Here is a 15,858-nt window from a genome sequence, read left to right on the forward strand (position 1 = left end):
ATGGCCATGCCTCTGGATGGGGGCGGCCGCACATCCCGAAATGGGAAGAGCGTCATCAGGGCCGTCTCGCCGTGCGTTTGGAGGAGGTCCGCGTCCGTCGCGACAGTCCATGGGGACCGGCCATGCGCCGCACCTACGCCGACCATGGCCGGCGCAAACTCGAGGCGATGGCGGTGACGATCGTCGCCGAGGTCGTCGCCATGGCGGTCACCAAGCAAGAGAACCGGGACGCCGACGAGCGGCGGCGCCGGGAGGCGGAAGAGCAGGCGCGCCGGCGGGCGGAGGCCGAGCGCCGTGCGGCGCTGGAAAAGCGGCGGAGCGCGGCGCTCGACGAACTGATCGTCGAACATGAGCGCGTCCGCCAGCTTGAGCGGTATGTCATCGCCCTCGACGCGGCGCTTGCCGGGACGGAGATCCCGCCCCGGGTCGGCCGGTTCGTCCGCTGGCTGCACGCCCGTCTTGACCGCCTGAAGGCCGAGATGGCACCTGCGGCCCTCGAGACACGTTTCGAAAGCCGCGGCTTGTTCGCTGAGGACGAGTGAGGCGGTCAGAGCACCAGCCTCACATCTCGTACCCCCGGTTCGGGTTGCGGTTGGCTTGTAGGCGCCGTTGGACATCCTGCCGGAACAGCGCCTCCTCTTTTTGTCCGAGCGACTGCTTGCCGGCGTCGATCATGCCCCGTTCGGCCATTTCCTGACGAACGGCAGCCAAAGCCCGGACAACCTTCTGTTCCGCCGCCATGCTCTCACGGTCCAGGTTGAGGCGATCACCCCAGATCCTCTTGATGTCCGCGACTTGCGTCAGCTCTTGCCGACGGACCTCCTCGTTGCTGACCGTGAGCAGGTATTCCCGCAACCGCTTCAGGCCATCATGGTCATCCGCTTCTAGGGTCAGCACCGGCAGCGTTGAGTGTGCAGGAGGAGGTGCTGCGGGAGGGGGAACCACCGGTTTCGCGGTTCGCGGCATCTCGGCGGCAGGAGGCTGGACAGGGCCATGGTCGCGCGTGACCGAACGCGATGGTTCCGGCTGGGCGTCGCTCTTCCGGGGAGTGGGGGGAACGCGCGTGAGAGACACCTCCTGGACCTTCCCCAACTCGATCGTCAGTTCCGCGCAGTCGGACCCGGAACCCCCAAACGTGGAAAACCGGAAAAAGCGCCGGAAGCGACGTTTCGTTTCTCGCTGGATCGCGATAAGCGCGTTACTGATGCGGATGGCGTTGTGTTCGAATATATAGCCGTGCCTTGCCAACAAATCGGCTTGTGCCGTTCCTTCATGATACTTTATGAGGAGATCCTCATTGCAATCCTTCAGATTTATTGGGATGTATTTTTTGGATTCGATTTCTTCTTCCGTGACCCGGATCAAATATATGATTTTCTCCATCTCACTCCTCATTCGCGGAAAAAAGCGGAAAGCGCTTTCTTCCGCGAAAGGAAGAATTGGGAGTAACAACTTGGTCAACCGAATTCCGATGAACAAAAAGTCAAGTCTTGACTTTTTCGCGATTCTGTGCTATGCCCGTAACCAGCAATTCAGTAAGGCATAGCACAGACTGACGCAGAAAATTTTCTGCTCTTCTTGGCTTTCCTTTCAACATTGATGCTCCTAGGGCAGCCGAGAGCGGAATTTCGGGACAGTCTGTCCCCCGAGTTGCCCATGAAGGCGATGGTCGGAGGAGCCACCCTGACGCAATCCAAGGAACGCCGATGCTCCTGCTGAATGCAGGAGGCTTCCAGTCGCTTCATTGTCTGGATGCTGGCCATGCGCCGACGCCGTCCGCCTCCTTCCGTCCGATCTGCCGAACTCTCTACCGTAAGCGCCGCAAATTGCGGATTGCCCAAGGGCCGACGACCCGATGGCTGACGTCTGCCCGGAAGCGGCATCGGCCTGGCGCGCAGTCCGGCTTGAGATCTTGCGTGTCGGAGCAGGCGATCGACCAAACCGTGGGACGGTCTCGCCGGTTCAAGAAGGTCCCGGTTCCATCGTGCGCGCCTGGGCCGCGCCGCACGGAACAGCCGCTCCAAAAGCGCCGGGGATCCCGCCGCTGACGAACGCACCGGCAGCGCACGGCCGCGTTCCGGCTTTCTGTCCGCGCCACCACGTGGTCGACCATCGGCCCGCCAAGACGCCGTGTGCGTCGACGGAACGCATCCCGATCTGTTGGGCGGTGGTCCCTGCGCGGGACAGGCACCCGCGCCGCGGCGTCTGCGCGCGGGCGCGCCACCGGCGCGCGCCGGGACCAGCAAGGGCGCGCGGTAGCGCGCGTGCATCCGAGACGCGCGCCGGGCGTGCCGCGCGATGACGTCTCGGAGGTGGCCATGCGCTGTGGACTGAGCCGTGAGACTGAGCCTCGTCCATGAAAGCTGCGCGCGTCAGCATCCGGCGCGCGCAGCCCTCCGCCACGGCCGCGCGCGCCGTGGGCTTTGGCTCCCGATCGCTGCTGGAATTGCATGCGATTTCGGTATAGCCTACCCCAACAGACAGTTATCCATGCCCAAATACCTTTTTGATGAAAAAGTAATTGGGCATGGATCACTGCGAAAACGGTCAAGGGTGGAGGAGCGCATGCCCGCGCGCGCCGAAGAGGACTGGCAGGTTGGCCGCTACCGCGAGGTCGCCGCGCGCGCGCCGAAAGCCTCCGGTCGCGTCGGCCGAGGCGGCCGGACCTTCCACGCGCGCGTCACCTCGATCACCCATGCCAATGGTGGCGCGCGGCGCGCGGCCGGCGGGCTCGACTATGACGCGCGTGTCGAGCGCCACCGCAGCCGCGCCGACGAGCTGGAGAGTGAAGGGGGCCAGGGGCGCGCCGAGATGCGCGCGGCACTCGACGCCTGCGCCGATGCGACCACGCGCAAGAACGGGGTGGTCGCCCGGCGCGTCATCGCCGAGCTCCCTTGCGAGATGGACGCCGCCGCCCGCCGCGCGGTGGCTGAACGCATCGCCGCCTGGTTCGAGCAGGCCGGGCATCCCGCTCATTGGGCGGTGCACGCGCGCAACGGCAAGGGCGAGTATCAGCCCCACCTCCACATGACCGTCGCCGCGCGCCACTGCAGCCGGCGCGCCGATGGCGCCTGGGAGGCCGCGCCGGCCGGGCGTTCCGGAGTGAAGGGCGGCGGTGGCGCGCGTCCGGTCCTCGCCGGCCCGGCGGCGCTGCGCGCCTGGCGCCGCGAGGTGGTGGCCGCCGCCATCAACGCGGTGGCGGAGGAGCGCGGCATCCAGCTCGCCGCGGCGTGGCATGGCGGCCGCCTCGCCGAAACCGGCATCGATCGTCCGGCCAAGCGCCGGCGGCCCGAGGTGGCGTTGCGCGCGCCCGACCGGGCACGCGCCAGCGACCACGGTCTGGGCTTGGCCAACAGGATGGCCGAGAGCGAGGCCGATGCGGTTCGCCAAGCCCGCGAGGCCCATGTCGCCGAGCAGCGGCGCTGCGCCGCCGGTGCGGCGGCCGCCGCGCGGCATGTCGCTCTGGCGATGGATGTCGCGGCGGTCCGCGCCGGCCGCGGCCGGGTGTCGGCGGCCCGGATGAAGCCGATCCTCGATCAGCTCCTGGTGTGGAAGGACCGCGCGGAGCGGCTGCGCGTCACCATCGCCGAGGAGCGCGCGCGCACCAACGCGCCGCCGCCCAGTCCAAAGCAGCGCCAGACCGCCACCGACCTGGCAACGCAGTTGGAGGTGGAGTTGCCGGACGGCTGGGACGTGACCGCCGGCGCCGCAGGCGCCGCGGTCCGGCTGCTGATGGTACTGCGACAGGCCCGCCGGGTGGCGCACGCCGACAAACAGGCCCGTGCCATGGCGGAACAGGAGCGCGATCGGGCGCGCCAGGAGGCTGCCGCGGCCTGGGCCCGCCCGCCCCTGGTGCGGGAGGTGGTGCGGGAGGTCGAGCGCACGGGCGTCGCCCTCGATGGGAAGCCGGCCACCCCGGATCAGCTCATTGCCCGGTTGCTGGACGATGAGGACACCATCCGCCGCCAGAAACGGGAGTTGGACGTCCTGCGGCAGCGGCCGGACCCGGCGGATCTGCAACAGCTTGCCGGTCTGCTCCAGTATTTGAGGAAGACCCCCAACGCGAAAGGCGCATGGACCGCGGAGTGGGTGAAGAGCAGCGCCGAGCAGCTCCTGGCATCGACGCGGTACCGCGGGATCGAGATGTGATCCTGCGGTGGTTGAGGCGCCGGAGCGGGGCGCGAAGATCCGCTGTTGGTTTGGCGGTCATTGCGCCGGAGCCGAGGCGCTTCACCGCTCTTTGAAGGGAGAGGAGCGGTGACGTCCCCGCTTCACGAGTATCGTTTCCCTTGTCTGCTTGGCCCGCTCATGCGGCCGCGGATCATTGCTCCAGCGCCGCGGCACGGGACACGATGGCCCGCACCGCCCGGAGGGCCGACGCGTTGTCCTGAATGCCGGTGAACAGCCGGCGCAGCTCGACGACCGCCGCCCACTCACCGGCTCTTTGGTAGGCGGCCAGCACCGCGGCGGTCTCCGCCTCGGAGATGATGAACATGACGAAGCAGACGCCTTTCCAGGTGCGAGGGGGCGGAGCGGGGGCGGCGACATCAACAGACGGATCTGTACCATGTCGCGGTGACGCCGGGGGCTGCATCCATTCGTGACCATTGCTCATCGCGAGTTTGCCGTTGATGTACCGACAGCGTTCCCGCCTCCCTCGAGGAGGGGCAAGCCATCAATCCGGAGGCGGTGATCGGTCCGACGATGGCCACCGCCGTCCATTCTCCGATTCGCCAGGCAAGGGCGGGAACAGGTATTCCGGCGGCATCCACGCCGCGCTCCCGCTCCCCCGCTTATCCACAGCCTGGCGCTTTGTCCCGTGGGGTTGGGGCACGGATCCGTGGGGTTGGGACACGCGGAGCCGGGTTATCCCGTGGGGTTGGAACACAAAGCAACTAATAGAGAATCTACTATCTGCAACTGGCTTCGTGCCCTAACCCCACACTTGACGCAGAGTATCCGGAGCCGTCACCGTGTGTCGCCATGGGTGAATTACACGACGTGATCATCGCCGGCGGCCGGGAGGCTGCCCTTTCCAGCGCCGACGCCAATCTTGTCGACATCGCGGCAGAAGTTCTTGGCGATGAGCGGGGCACCCATGGCTACACATATTCGGGTTTGTGTTTGACCGCTCTCCCCCATCGCCGGATTCCCGACGATCAGGCGTGGGAACGTGTGGGACACAAGATGCGGCTGGTCGTGGAGCCTGGTCGGCTGCAGATCGGCGATCACCTCCGGCTGTTCGGTGTGCCCTATGACGCCCGAGCCCGGATGATCCTGATCTATCTCATCACTCAGGCCGTCAGGACGAACAGCCGGGAGATCGCCCTCGGGCGGTCGATGCGGGCATGGCTGGAGGCCATGGGGGTATCGGTCGGCGGCGAGACGGCAAAGGCTTTCCGGGAGCAGGCGATGCGGATCGCTGCCTGCTCCATGAAGTTCTTCTGGGAAACTGAGGGTGGTGCTTCCGGCTTCGATAAAGGCGGTGTCGTCCGCCGTGGCCTGATCTTCGACGGCACCGACGACAGACCCCTGCCGCGCCTGTTCGACGAAGCGGTGATCCTCGACGAGGTGTTCTATCACACCGCCCGGCAGCATCCGGTCCCACTGCTCGACGCCGCGGTCCGGCATCTGCGGGACCGCTCCATGTCCCTCGACATCTATGTTTGGCTCGCCTACCGGCTGCATGCCTTGGCCAAGCCGATGCCGGTGTCGTGGACCGCTCTCCATGCGCAGTTCGGTGGCGGCTTCAAGGAGCCCAGGTTTTTCCGCCGGCCCTTTGTCGAGGCTCTGACGGTGGCACTGGCAGCCTATCCCGATGCGCGGGTCGAGATCGCAGAGAGCGGTGTTGGGGTGATCCTGCATCCGTCGCGGCCACCGATTGGCAAGCTGCTGGACTGCTGATCCCTCTTCTCAGCCAGATTCTCCGTCAGGGAGAGACGCGGTGCCCGGATAAGAGTTCGCATCTAACTCATGCTTATGCCCTCGGCTGTGCCTGCGCTGAGGCGTGTTGAGTTTGCGCGCACCTCTCCGTCATCATTGTAGGCGCGCGGTCGCTGAAGACTTGCGCGCTCGACAGGCAGAGGCGCGCACAGCGCGCGCACTCCGTGCCACCGGCGCGCGCGCCGCGCGCCAGCTCGGGATCGACGCGCGCGCGGTCCGGCGCGCGCGTGTCCTAACCCCACAACAGCTCGTTGGCGCGCGCGCCATGGTGCGCGCCGGCGCTGCGCGCAGCGCGCGCGCAGTCCGCGCCACCGGTGCGCGCGCCGCGCGCCAACTCGGGAGCGGCGCGCGCGGTCTGGCGCGCGCGTGCCCTAACCCCACAACAGGTCGCTGGCGCGCGCGCCATGGTGCGCGCCGGCGCTGCGCGCAGCGCGCGCGCACTCCGCGCCACCGGTGCGCGCGCGCCGCGCGCCAGTTCAGGATCGAAGCGCGCGCGGTCTGGCGCGCGCGTGCCCTAACCCCACAACAGCTCGTCGGCGCGCGCGCCGTGGTGCGCGCCGGCGCTGCGCGCAGCATGCGCGCAGTCCGCGCCACCAATGTGTGCGCGCCGCGCGCCAGCTCGGGATCGGAGCGCGCGCGGTCCGGCGCGCGCGTGCCCTAACCCCACAACAGCTCGTCGGCGCGCGCGCGCCATGGTGCGCGCCGGCGCTGCGCACAGCACGCGCGCAGTCCGCGCCACCGGTGCGCGCGCCGCGCGCCAGCTCGGGATCGGAGCGCGCGCGGTCCGGCGCGCGCGTGTCCTAACCCCACAACAGGTCGTTGGCGCGCGCGCCATGGTGCGCGCCGGCGCTGCGTGCAGCACGCGCGCACTCTGCGCCACCGGCGTGCGCGCGCCGCGCGCCAGCTCGGGATCGAAGCGCGCGCGGTCCGGCGCGCGCCAGCCGCTCCTTCGAGAGCAAAGTGCGCGCGGCGTCGTGCAAGCGAGATTGTTCGACCTATTCAATAAGAGGGACCATGCCGAATCCTCTGAAACGCACTGCATCAAACAATCATCTGCTCAAATATGCGCGATTGCATGGGCACTCGCTGGTGACCCTGGTCATATGATAGAGCCAGCCGGAACTTGTGGAGGTGCCGGCATGCCAACGACAACGACCTGGACGACACGCCACGCGGTGACGCGGATGCACGGGTGCGATCTGGCGGTGGCCTGGCGCGGGCCGGATCTGTGGAGCTGGACCGTCACCGTTGCTGGAGAGCAGGTCCGCTCCGGGAGTGCCCGGACGATGGCCGGCGCTCAGGACGCTGCGGTGCGTGCCGCGAAAGCCCACACGGACGATGGTGGGCGCATCCAGCTGCCACTGTTCTGATAGAATACAGGTACTTTTTGCAATAAGGGAGTAGAAGGACAGATCTGTGGTGCTGTTCACAGGTCTTTAACGTGGAGAGCCCTATGGTCATCTCAGGTTCTCATCCTCCCCGAACCAAAATCTGAAGGCCGCACCTGCTTGGGTGCGGCCTTTTTCTTCGGTAACTCTGGCCGTCTGCCGCGCCGTCGTCGCACCTCCTCCCTCCTACAGCAGGTCGGCGGCCGGGTTCTGGTGGACGGCGCCGGTCTGGAAGTAGCGGGCGGCGATGCGGTGGCTCTTGTGGCCGGAGAGCTGCATCAACAGGTCGAGCGGGATGCCATCGCGCCCGCCGGTGGTGAGGAAGCCGGAGCGTAGGGAATGCGCGGCATAGGCGGCCGGATCCAGCCCGGCGGCCCGGGCGGCGCGCTTTACCACCTCGGCCACCACCCGCCCATCCAGTGCCTTCGCTCCTCCATCTTCTCCCCGCCGCCGCACCACCCGGCCGCGCCGCGACAGCTCACGGAACAGCGGTCCGTCGGTGATGCCCTGATCGGCGAGCAGCCGCAGCCAGCGGCGCAGCGCGTCGGCGGCGGCGCGTTTCACCGGCACGTCGGTGCCGGCGCCCTGCTGGTCGGTCTTCGAGCGCCGGATCCGAAGGGTGAAGTCGCGTCCGGCCGCGGTGACGTCGGCGAGGCGCAGCGCCACCAGCTCGGAGCGCCGGCGGCCGCCGCTGGCGAAGGCGACGGCGAGGAGGGCGCGGTCGCGCAGGCCGCGGGCGTCGTCCGGCAGCGCATCGAGCATCGGCCCGAGCACCTCGTCGCGGGTGGCGGCCCGCTTGGCCCGCGGGGTGATGCCGCGGGCGGCCAGGGCGCGGCGGGCTTGGCGCAGCAGGTCGCGCACGCCGGGATGCAGGGTGGGGCTGGGCAGGCCGCGGGCGCGGTGCAGGGCGGCCAGGGTGGCCAGCCGCCGTTCGGTGGTGGCCAGGCCGAGGGGACCCGGCCGGCGCTTCACCCCGGCGGCGACCAGGGCGGCGTCGACGGCGGGTGGCAGGCTGATGCCGTCGCCGGTCAGGTCGACATGGTCGAGGACGAAGGTCACCACCGCCTCGGCCGGCAGCGGCAGGACGGCTGGGTCGGTCAGATCGAGGCCGAGCCGCCGCTCGGCCCAGGCGGTGAGATAGCGGGTGTCGCTGCGCTGGGCCCGCGCGGTGTTGGCGGCGGTGGCCTCGGCGCGCAGCCGGCGCAGCCGCTCGGCGGCATCAGCGTCGAGGGCGATCGCCGGTGCCGGGGCGGTGTGCGGGGGCAGCGGAGCGGGAAGCGGCACGGGCGGTCTCTCGGCGCGGGTTGGACGGGCGCGACAGGGTTGCCGAGGGGGGCGGCGGCGTCAAGCCGACGATCACCGACAAGAGACCGTTATCGGTGATTGTTGGGGTGATGAGGGCGGATGGCCGGTGGTCGCGCCGGAGTGGGGGGTAAGGCGAACGCCGAAGCCGAAAGGGGCGAACTGTGATCCAACCCCTCTGGTCCCGTGCTCCTCCAGCCCTCCAGCTTGCGGCTGTCTCCCGTTATGCTGTCGGGCGCCAGCCTCGGCGGACCAAGGACGGCGGGATCAGGAGGAGAACGCGATAGGTGTTCGCCAAACAACGCAAGGGGAGAACGAGTTAAGAACACTGGCCTGGGTGTCCTGTCTGCTATCCCGTCCGGAATCAATATGTCTGGAAGACCGTCAAAAGTGTGAATTTCCGGACAGTTTCTAAACTAGCCGCCAAAGGTCGGTTTCCCGGACTGCCGCGCGGGAACCCAACAAACAAGCCATCTTTCCGGTTCAGTTCACGCTTCCCGTTGTTTGGCGAACACCTATCGCGCTCTCCCTTCTACAACCGTTGCCCAGAAGTTCATTTATGGAATTTGTTTCTTCTATAACAAGTCAGATTATCTCTACTCTAATACCCACCCATTATCAGACTGAACTAGTCTAACCTTTGTCGCGACCTCCCTACTATGAGTTTTCTGATAATTCTCAAGGTTGTGTCCATCTTGATGGAAATATGCATAAAGCACCCCTCCAACAGCAATTATGGGGCATTCCTTATCAAAAGCCCTTTGAATTTTATTGTAGCCCTCGCTCCTCGCCTGCGACGCTTCGCTCTCAGCACGCGATTTAGCTTTTATGTACTCCATATAGTCGTTTCTGATCTTCCCGTAGGATCTTTGGCACGATCTGTCGTGCTCTTCAATTTTCTTAGAGTTCTCAAGCTGTTCAGCATCTTTCTCAGCAATTATCCGAGACAAGTCTCGTGATTCTGGGTTGTTATAGCCCGCTTTGATCTGCTGAAACACCAAATCTGAACGTTCTTTGCTGATCCTATCATGAGCGCTCACAAACGCATCATTCTCAGTATTGCATTTTTCTTTTTCTTTTATATACTTCTCCTCCGCCTCAATGACCTTATCGAAAGAATTTTTATTGAGATCAAGAATAGCTCGGGCGTTCTCCTCAGCAATACGGGAAAGATCATTAATTTCTTTGTTGGGAGTAAGAATGAGATTGTATTTCACTTCGACTATATGGCTGCCATCCTTTTGAGCAAAGCCATTAAATTTTTTAAAATCCGCGACAGATAGAAGCTTGCACGACGCGTAATATTTCTTAGAAATATTATTCAGAACGGTGCCGTCAGACGGTGTTGCTTCAGTGCAACCAACCATAGTAACCGATGCGCTAACCAGCACAAATTTCTTAAGAGATAACATTCTGCGGATCATCGCAAAACTCCAAAAGCACGATTTCATACTCTTCGATTACCACTTACGGTCGCCACGTTAAAGAGAAAAGGAGTCCAACTGTATTCGGTCAAATTGGCGATAACCGCGATGCAACCTTTTTCGGGGTTACTACACGAAAGTGACCTCCGACTTTGCGCATTTTGGGACTGCCGTCTCGCTTAGGAGCCGGCTCACAAGTCCAGCAATGGTGCGGATGATGGGAGGTTACGGCGCGCAGCAGGCGATGTCGACGAGCCGCCGGAGGAAGGGCGGCGGTGCTCTGAGCATGTCGAGGACAGCGCGATAGGTGTCAGCTAAACAACGCCAAGCGATCATTATCGATGGTCGTTTCTAGCATCCCGCCAACCGGCCGCCGGCGGTTTGACGGGATTGGCAGGTTGCTCGGAACGCTGGACCCGCGAGAGGCGGGTGGAGATCGAACCCCTCTGGTCCCGTGTTCCTCCACCTCTTCATAATTTTAAATGCCCGCGATGGGCTTACCTAGGTTTCCGGTTCCGTTGCTACTCGGCCCCCGTCTCCCGCAGACGGCGGTCGAGCCGCGCCATGCGCTCGGCCAGATAGGCTTCCGCCGTCGGATATGCCGGCGCCGGCAAGCGGGCGATCGCCGGTGGCGGGAGCACGGGCACCGAGGGCGGCGCCAAGCACTCGTTTAGTGATCGGTATTGCCGGGAGCCTTGGACCCACACGTCACCGGCGCGCAACCGGTCGCGCAGTTCGAAGAGGACGCACAGTTCATAGAAGCGGCGGTTGAAGCCTTTCCCATCGACAACGACGTGGCGGCGCCACCGTCGGGAGACGAGCGTGATGGGGGCCGTGGTCGGGACCGACCGGCGGGGGTGGGCCGCGAGGTCCCGCAACTGGTCGAGCGCCGTCAGGAGCGGCCGCACGAACGGCGCCCCCTCGAAGGTGAAGCACGCCAGCAAGCGTGGGCCAATGTGGCGGAAGACAGCGTAGTCCGGGTCGAGGTTGGCGATCAAATCGACGGGCTCCGGTCGCAGGAGTTGGCGCAACTGTTGGGCCGACAGGGCCAGTTCCTCCCAAGACTGCATCGCGATCAGCGCGGCATGGGCGTCCTTGCCGTCGTGATGCGCCACGGCGCCGGCATCGAGAGCATCAGCAAGCCGATCAAGCCGTTCCTTGCCGGCCTGTTCCAGGCTGGCTGTCCGTTCCGCCCCACGCTTTTCCGAGCGGCGCCATGCGCGGCCGACAAGGCCCTGTGACCACATGGCTGTGCAGAATGGCCAAAGTCGCCAGGGCCGGACTGTGCCCCTTGATGCCTACCGAAAGTTGACCAGCCGGTTCATTCTCGGCGGCTTTCCATAAAAGCTAATGCGCAGGTAGGCCATTTTGCCGCCTACCTGCACGCGAAAAACCAATCGACTACTCAGGATAGAGCTGCTCTGACCTGTTGGCAGAGCTCGATAGCGCTTGGTGGAGAGCTCCATAACGATTTGTGGAGAGTTCGCGGAAAAATTTGGAGAGCTCCCAAAATTTATTGAAAGAGCTGTTGACGAAATTTCGAGGAGCTAGTACCACTTCCGTCACGAGCTGCTATCCAAAAATGAGCGATCCTCGCTCAAGGTGCAAGCCAGCTCTAATGGAGAAGAAGCATGTATGTTCACGTTCCCGCGATGCGCGGCAAGCTCGGCAGCCGCACCTATTACGCCTGCCTGATGCCGCTGAGCGCTGTCCCCAATCTGTTCAAGTTCACTGACTGGCGCGGCTTCACCCCGGAAGATCGGGAGCAGCGCGTCCTCAACGAGAAGCGCGTTCCTGATCTGCGCGACTACATCCTTGAGAATGAGGATGACTACGTCTTCTCGTCGATCACGGCGTCTTACAAGACGGAGCCGGTCTTCGAGCCGGTCGGTGGCCAGGACATCGGAGTGATCAAGCTGAAGCTTGGCGATGAGCTGATCATCAACGACGGCCAGCACCGTTGTGCCGGCATCGCGGCGGCAATCAAAGAGAACCCCGACTTGCAGGACCACACAATCTCTGTGCTTCTCTTCCCCTGGGAGAGCAAGGATCGGGTCCAACAGATGTTCTCCGACCTGAACCGCTTCGTGCAGAAGACATCCAAGTCCCTGGACATCTTGTACGACAAGCGGGACAAGGCCTCGATGGCAACGATTGGCTTCATTGATCAGGTTCCTGTCTTTAAAGAACTGACCGAGAAGGAGGATGTGTCCCTCAAGTCCCGGTCGCCCAAGATCTTCACCCTCGCCGCGCTGTACGACGCCAATAGGGAACTCCTGAAGGGCCACGAGGATCAAGGCCTCGTTGAGAACATCGCTCTCCTCAAAGAGTTCTGGTCCGAAGTCACTAAGCACATGCCCGACTGGATGAAGGTGTTCTCTGGACAGAAGCTGGCAGTGGAGTTCCGCGCTGAGCGCCTGTCCTCACACTCGACGGTCCTCCGGGCTCTGGGCAGCATCGGGGCCGAACTAATGAAGGAGGGCGACGACTGGCCGGCTCGTCTCGGGGGGCTTGCCAAGATCGACTGGTCGAAGAAGAACCAGGAGTGGGACAACATCTGCATTGTCGCAAACTCCGTGGTTTCCAACCGCCAAGCCCGCGCCGCCACCAAGGCTTTCCTCAAGGCGAAGCTGGGAATGAACCTCACCGATGCGGACAAAAAGCTCCTGGCCGAGAAGCAGTTCGTAGTCCAGCTGAGTGAAGAGCTGGGAGACATTCTTCAGCCTCTGGAGGCCCCCCATGTCTAACAAGGACCTCCTTAAGCCCGGCGAAAAGGCTCCGCGTTCCGGTCAATACGAGATCACCGGCCCACGTGGTGGCGGTACCGGCATCGAACGGACGGTAGTACGCAACGAGCCGCTGCCACCGCCCATGGAGCGGGGTCAAAAGTACCGGCTGACAGATCCCACAAGGCACGGTGGCAAAAAGCCTTAGTCACTTTCTCGGCCCAAACCAGACGCCCCGGCTCCCTAAGAGCCGGGGCGTCTGCTTGGAAATCTGGGCTGGCTTTTATAGAAAGCCGCTGAGAGTGAACCGGCTGGTCAACTCCCGGTGGGTGTCGGCTTGTTACCTTCTGAACAGCTTAGGATCTACGCCAAATTAAGTGCGCTGTTTAGAGAGCATGCGATAGGTGTTCGTCAAACAACGCCGCCATTATCAACCAAAGACAGCTACGGCCGAGCGGATGCTGATCCCGCCATCCTTGGTCCGCCGGAGTTGGCGCCCAACAGCATAACGGAAGACCGCCGGAAGCTGGAGCGCTGGGGGAACACGGGACCAGAGGGTTTGGATCACCGTCCGCCCTTTGCGGGTCCGGCGTTGGGCCTGACCTGCCACCGTGCGCTGTGCCCAGCGGAAGCCGATCTCGCCAAAATACAGGTCAGCATGGTCGGGGCTGATGTGATGGAAGACGCCGGCGATCGTGCGCCAGACACGATCGTTGAAGAGGACAGCGTGATATGTGTTCGCGGAACATCGCCAAGGATGAACTGAACCGGAACGGTGGCTTGCCTCCTGCCTCTCAGTCCAGCCATCCGCGAAACTGGATCTTTGGAGCCACCTCGGAAATTGGCCGTAAACACCCGCTTTCCACGGGTTTCCGGACATCTTGAATGCCGGACGGGGTGACAGACAGGAAGGCAGGCCCCGGTGTTCTCAGCTTGTTCTGTTTTCCCGTTGTTTGGCGAACACCTATCGCGCTCTCCTCAGAAACGCTGTTTTCTGTTGCCGGAAGCTCCGGCCACGCACAGTCTTTGCTCGGCAAGAGCCGAGTTCGCAAGGTCCATGCCACCCGGCAACGTCCTGAAAGGCGAAAAGAGAAACGCCGTTCAATCTTGCGAGAGCAGTGCCCATGAGGGGCGAAGGAGAAACCCGGCCCGCCGGGGACTTCTATCTCTGCTTTCGAACCCGCTTCGTGGGCAGGCAGAATTTAGGCAAAAAAGAACCCGCCCTGGTGCGCCGTTCTTATGAGAGGCGTGGCGGGTGTTGTTGATATTCAAATATGGCATAAAGCGTGGCCTGTCAACCTGAACCGAATGGGTAAATCGCACCTCCTTCGATTTTTCTCAGAGCCACGCAGCTCGGGATTGCCACCCGACCGGGAATCCCAGGGAGGCCGGACCTATGTGGCGGCATGATCCCAGCAGCGTCTCCAGATCGTCGCGCCAGGTCGAGTCGGACTGGACCCTCCTCAACAGCAGCCACGCTGCCGTGGCCCGGGCGTAGAAGGTATCGCCTGGGGTGAATTCCGCGGCGTAGGCACGGGCAGGCTTTGGAGGAAACTTCTTCAGTCGCACGTTCCAAACCTGACCGTGATGGGCACAGACATTCCGGAGCACTGTCAAAGAGTGGAACCAAGAGACAACAATCTGCTCGTCAAAACCAAATGGCTGAGCAACGCGCTTTCGATCATCTGCGACTAAAGCTTCAAACAGGCGAGAAAGTGTTCCGAGTGTCAGGCGCTCCATAACAACCCAAGCCGGCGGAAGTTCAGGACCACTAGTATATTTACTATAATAGTGTTCTATTGCGACCCATCTCTTTTTATTTTCCGATCCTGCTTCGTGAACGATTTTGTTCATCGTGCCTGCGTAATCAGAAAATTTCAGGAATCGATCCTTATCCATGAACCAATGCGGATCGTGCTCAATTCCCAACTCGTTCGCTAGCGATGCTCGGAGCGCGACCTCCAGGCGTTCAACAGCATCCATCACGAGCAGACGCAGGCGCCGGTCGAACTCGTAAAGTTCCAGAATATGGCTGAACGTCGTTCCAGTCCAAAAGCGCTTCTGCGGCGTCTGGAAGTGCCGCATATAGATCAGCAGCCTGAAATGGCCGATGGTCCTCAACGCCTGGATAGCCTTGTCTCTGTTGTCGATTCGTAACCCACGTTGCCAATACCGGTGGAGGTGCTGTTCTGGCGTCAACGCCAGTTTCGTGTAGAACGTCATCGCGCGTTCAGTCCTTACCCTGATTTCCGGTACCACCCCTGTAACCGCACGCCTGGGCTGCCGGAAAATTGATCTGCTGATCAGGGATTACAATTTTCTACCACGTTTGATCAAGTGGCCGATAATATGACGGGATCAACAAGAGCTCTTGGGAGCGCCCCAGGAAGTCGCAGAAATGTTTGGGGTTACGCAGCTGCGGTTCCGCTGGATCGATAATGCCCGCATTTTGGACTGCTCGGACGCTAGCCAGAAAAATTAAGCATATTCAATGGTTTGCTGCTTAGCGTATGATATCGCCCGTCATGCCCCAAGTTCCGGCTCTGTCTCCTTACCGTAGTTTCTCGCCCGTCCTATGAAGTGACCCCCTCATAAAGCCCCGGCCGAGACCGTCGTCCTATGTCGCGCCCGGCCAGGGTGATCGAACGCCGCGAGCCGCAGGCCGGACAGAGCCGTCCTTTCGGCCACACCATCGCCTCAACCAACCGGCGACACCGCGCCTCGTCGTGGAATGCTTCGGTCATCTCGGCCACGGTCCGAATGGCCGTCAGCTCTTCGAGCACCGATCCCATCGTCCCCCCGTGCTTGATGGCTGAAAGTCGCACGTAAACGCTGGAAGAGCTACGTCTTACTGTGTTTGGTTGATAATGGCGAACAACGCTAAGGTAGAACTGAACCGGAACGGTGGCCTGCCTCCTGGTCCCCAGACCGACTTTCCGGCAAACCGACGTTTGACAGCCAGTTCGGAAACTGTCCGGAAACATCCTCTTTCGACGGGTTTCCGGACATCTTGAATGCCGGACGGAATAACGGACAAGACGGCCTGCGCCGGTGTTCTCAGGCTGTTCCACCTTC

12 protein-coding genes and 1 pseudogene are annotated in these 15,858 nt (G+C 63.1%); 5 read left to right on the forward strand and 8 right to left on the reverse strand.

Translation table 11 applies throughout. The features are described from left to right. On the forward strand, nt 1-542 hold a 542-nt coding region (locus ACWPN8_RS28555; RefSeq protein ID WP_492243196.1), incomplete at its 5' end, for a hypothetical protein. A gap of 19 nt (nt 543-561) precedes the next feature. Here ACWPN8_RS28555 and ACWPN8_RS28560 read toward each other — a convergent pair. Continuing rightward, nucleotides 562-1,461, reverse strand: coding sequence for a hypothetical protein (locus ACWPN8_RS28560; protein ID WP_492243197.1), 900 nt, complete (start codon nt 1,459-1,461; stop codon nt 562-564). A gap of 1,104 nt (nt 1,462-2,565) precedes the next feature. Here ACWPN8_RS28560 and ACWPN8_RS28565 point away from each other — a divergent pair. Continuing rightward, the gene (locus ACWPN8_RS28565) at nt 2,566-4,149 is read left to right on the forward strand and encodes a MobA/MobL family protein (protein WP_395459869.1); all 1,584 of its coding nucleotides are present in this window, start codon (nt 2,566-2,568) and stop codon (nt 4,147-4,149) included. Between the two features lie 172 nt (nt 4,150-4,321). Here the strand turns inward: ACWPN8_RS28565 and ACWPN8_RS28570 are convergent, their stop codons facing one another. Next, entirely contained in the window at nt 4,322-4,495 is a 174-nt protein-coding gene (locus tag ACWPN8_RS28570) for a hypothetical protein (RefSeq protein WP_395459868.1), read from the reverse strand. Between the two features lie 506 nt (nt 4,496-5,001). Between ACWPN8_RS28570 and ACWPN8_RS28575 the strand changes: the two genes are divergently transcribed. Beyond that, complete coding sequence (locus ACWPN8_RS28575; RefSeq protein WP_492243198.1) at nt 5,002-5,904, forward strand: replication protein RepA; 903 nt, start codon at nt 5,002-5,004, stop codon at nt 5,902-5,904. 1,178 nt (nt 5,905-7,082) lie between these two features. Beyond that, on the forward strand, nt 7,083-7,313 hold the full coding sequence (locus tag ACWPN8_RS28580; RefSeq protein ID WP_395459866.1) for a hypothetical protein: 231 nt from the start codon (nt 7,083-7,085) through the stop codon (nt 7,311-7,313). Between the two features lie 204 nt (nt 7,314-7,517). Here the strand turns inward: ACWPN8_RS28580 and ACWPN8_RS28585 are convergent, their stop codons facing one another. The 3 genes from ACWPN8_RS28585 to ACWPN8_RS28595 form a co-directional block, all read right to left on the reverse strand. After that, on the reverse strand, nt 7,518-8,615 hold the full coding sequence (locus ACWPN8_RS28585; RefSeq protein ID WP_395459865.1) for a tyrosine-type recombinase/integrase: 1,098 nt from the start codon (nt 8,613-8,615) through the stop codon (nt 7,518-7,520). A gap of 614 nt (nt 8,616-9,229) precedes the next feature. Beyond that, on the reverse strand, nt 9,230-10,057 hold the full coding sequence (locus tag ACWPN8_RS28590) for a hypothetical protein (RefSeq protein WP_492243199.1): 828 nt from the start codon (nt 10,055-10,057) through the stop codon (nt 9,230-9,232). A gap of 521 nt (nt 10,058-10,578) precedes the next feature. Continuing rightward, the gene (locus tag ACWPN8_RS28595) at nt 10,579-11,304 is read right to left on the reverse strand and encodes a hypothetical protein (protein WP_492243200.1); all 726 of its coding nucleotides are present in this window, start codon (nt 11,302-11,304) and stop codon (nt 10,579-10,581) included. Nucleotides 11,305-11,688: 384 nt separating this feature from the next. Here ACWPN8_RS28595 and ACWPN8_RS28600 point away from each other — a divergent pair, with 384 nt between their 5' ends. Next, entirely contained in the window at nt 11,689-12,804 is a 1,116-nt protein-coding gene (locus ACWPN8_RS28600) for a DNA sulfur modification protein DndB (protein WP_492243201.1), read from the forward strand. Nucleotides 12,805-13,213: 409 nt separating this feature from the next. Here ACWPN8_RS28600 and ACWPN8_RS28605 read toward each other — a convergent pair. The 3 genes and pseudogenes from ACWPN8_RS28605 to ACWPN8_RS28615 form a co-directional block, all read right to left on the reverse strand. Further along, nucleotides 13,214-13,501, reverse strand: a pseudogene (locus ACWPN8_RS28605) (IS1595 family transposase); the annotation flags it as partial. Nucleotides 13,502-14,121: 620 nt separating this feature from the next. Continuing rightward, nucleotides 14,122-15,006 carry an Abi family protein gene (locus ACWPN8_RS28610; RefSeq protein ID WP_492243202.1) on the reverse strand — a complete coding sequence of 295 codons (885 nt, stop codon included), beginning with the start codon at nt 15,004-15,006 and terminating at the stop codon, nt 14,122-14,124. 350 nt (nt 15,007-15,356) lie between these two features. Next, on the reverse strand, nt 15,357-15,767 hold the full coding sequence (locus ACWPN8_RS28615) for a transposase family protein (protein WP_492243221.1): 411 nt from the start codon (nt 15,765-15,767) through the stop codon (nt 15,357-15,359). Nucleotides 15,768-15,858: the final 91 nt, after the last annotated feature.

It is taken from the genome of Azospirillum sp. UENF 112521 (genome assembly GCF_058780665.1).

Bases quoted from the DNA above. Each gene is read 5' to 3' on its own strand.
- ACWPN8_RS28600 (WP_492243201.1), top strand. From the start codon at position 11,689: ATGTATGTTCACGTTCCCGCGATGCGCGGCAAGCTCGGCAGCCGCACC.
- ACWPN8_RS28595 (WP_492243200.1), bottom strand. From the start codon at position 11,304: ATGTGGTCACAGGGCCTTGTCGGCCGCGCATGGCGCCGCTCGGAAAAG.
- ACWPN8_RS28590 (WP_492243199.1), bottom strand. From the start codon at position 10,057: ATGATCCGCAGAATGTTATCTCTTAAGAAATTTGTGCTGGTTAGCGCA.
- ACWPN8_RS28610 (WP_492243202.1), bottom strand. From the start codon at position 15,006: ATGACGTTCTACACGAAACTGGCGTTGACGCCAGAACAGCACCTCCAC.
- ACWPN8_RS28615 (WP_492243221.1), bottom strand. From the start codon at position 15,767: ATGTTTCCGGACAGTTTCCGAACTGGCTGTCAAACGTCGGTTTGCCGG.
- ACWPN8_RS28565 (WP_395459869.1), top strand. From the start codon at position 2,566: ATGCCCGCGCGCGCCGAAGAGGACTGGCAGGTTGGCCGCTACCGCGAG.
- ACWPN8_RS28580 (WP_395459866.1), top strand. From the start codon at position 7,083: ATGCCAACGACAACGACCTGGACGACACGCCACGCGGTGACGCGGATG.
- ACWPN8_RS28570 (WP_395459868.1), bottom strand. From the start codon at position 4,495: ATGTTCATCATCTCCGAGGCGGAGACCGCCGCGGTGCTGGCCGCCTAC.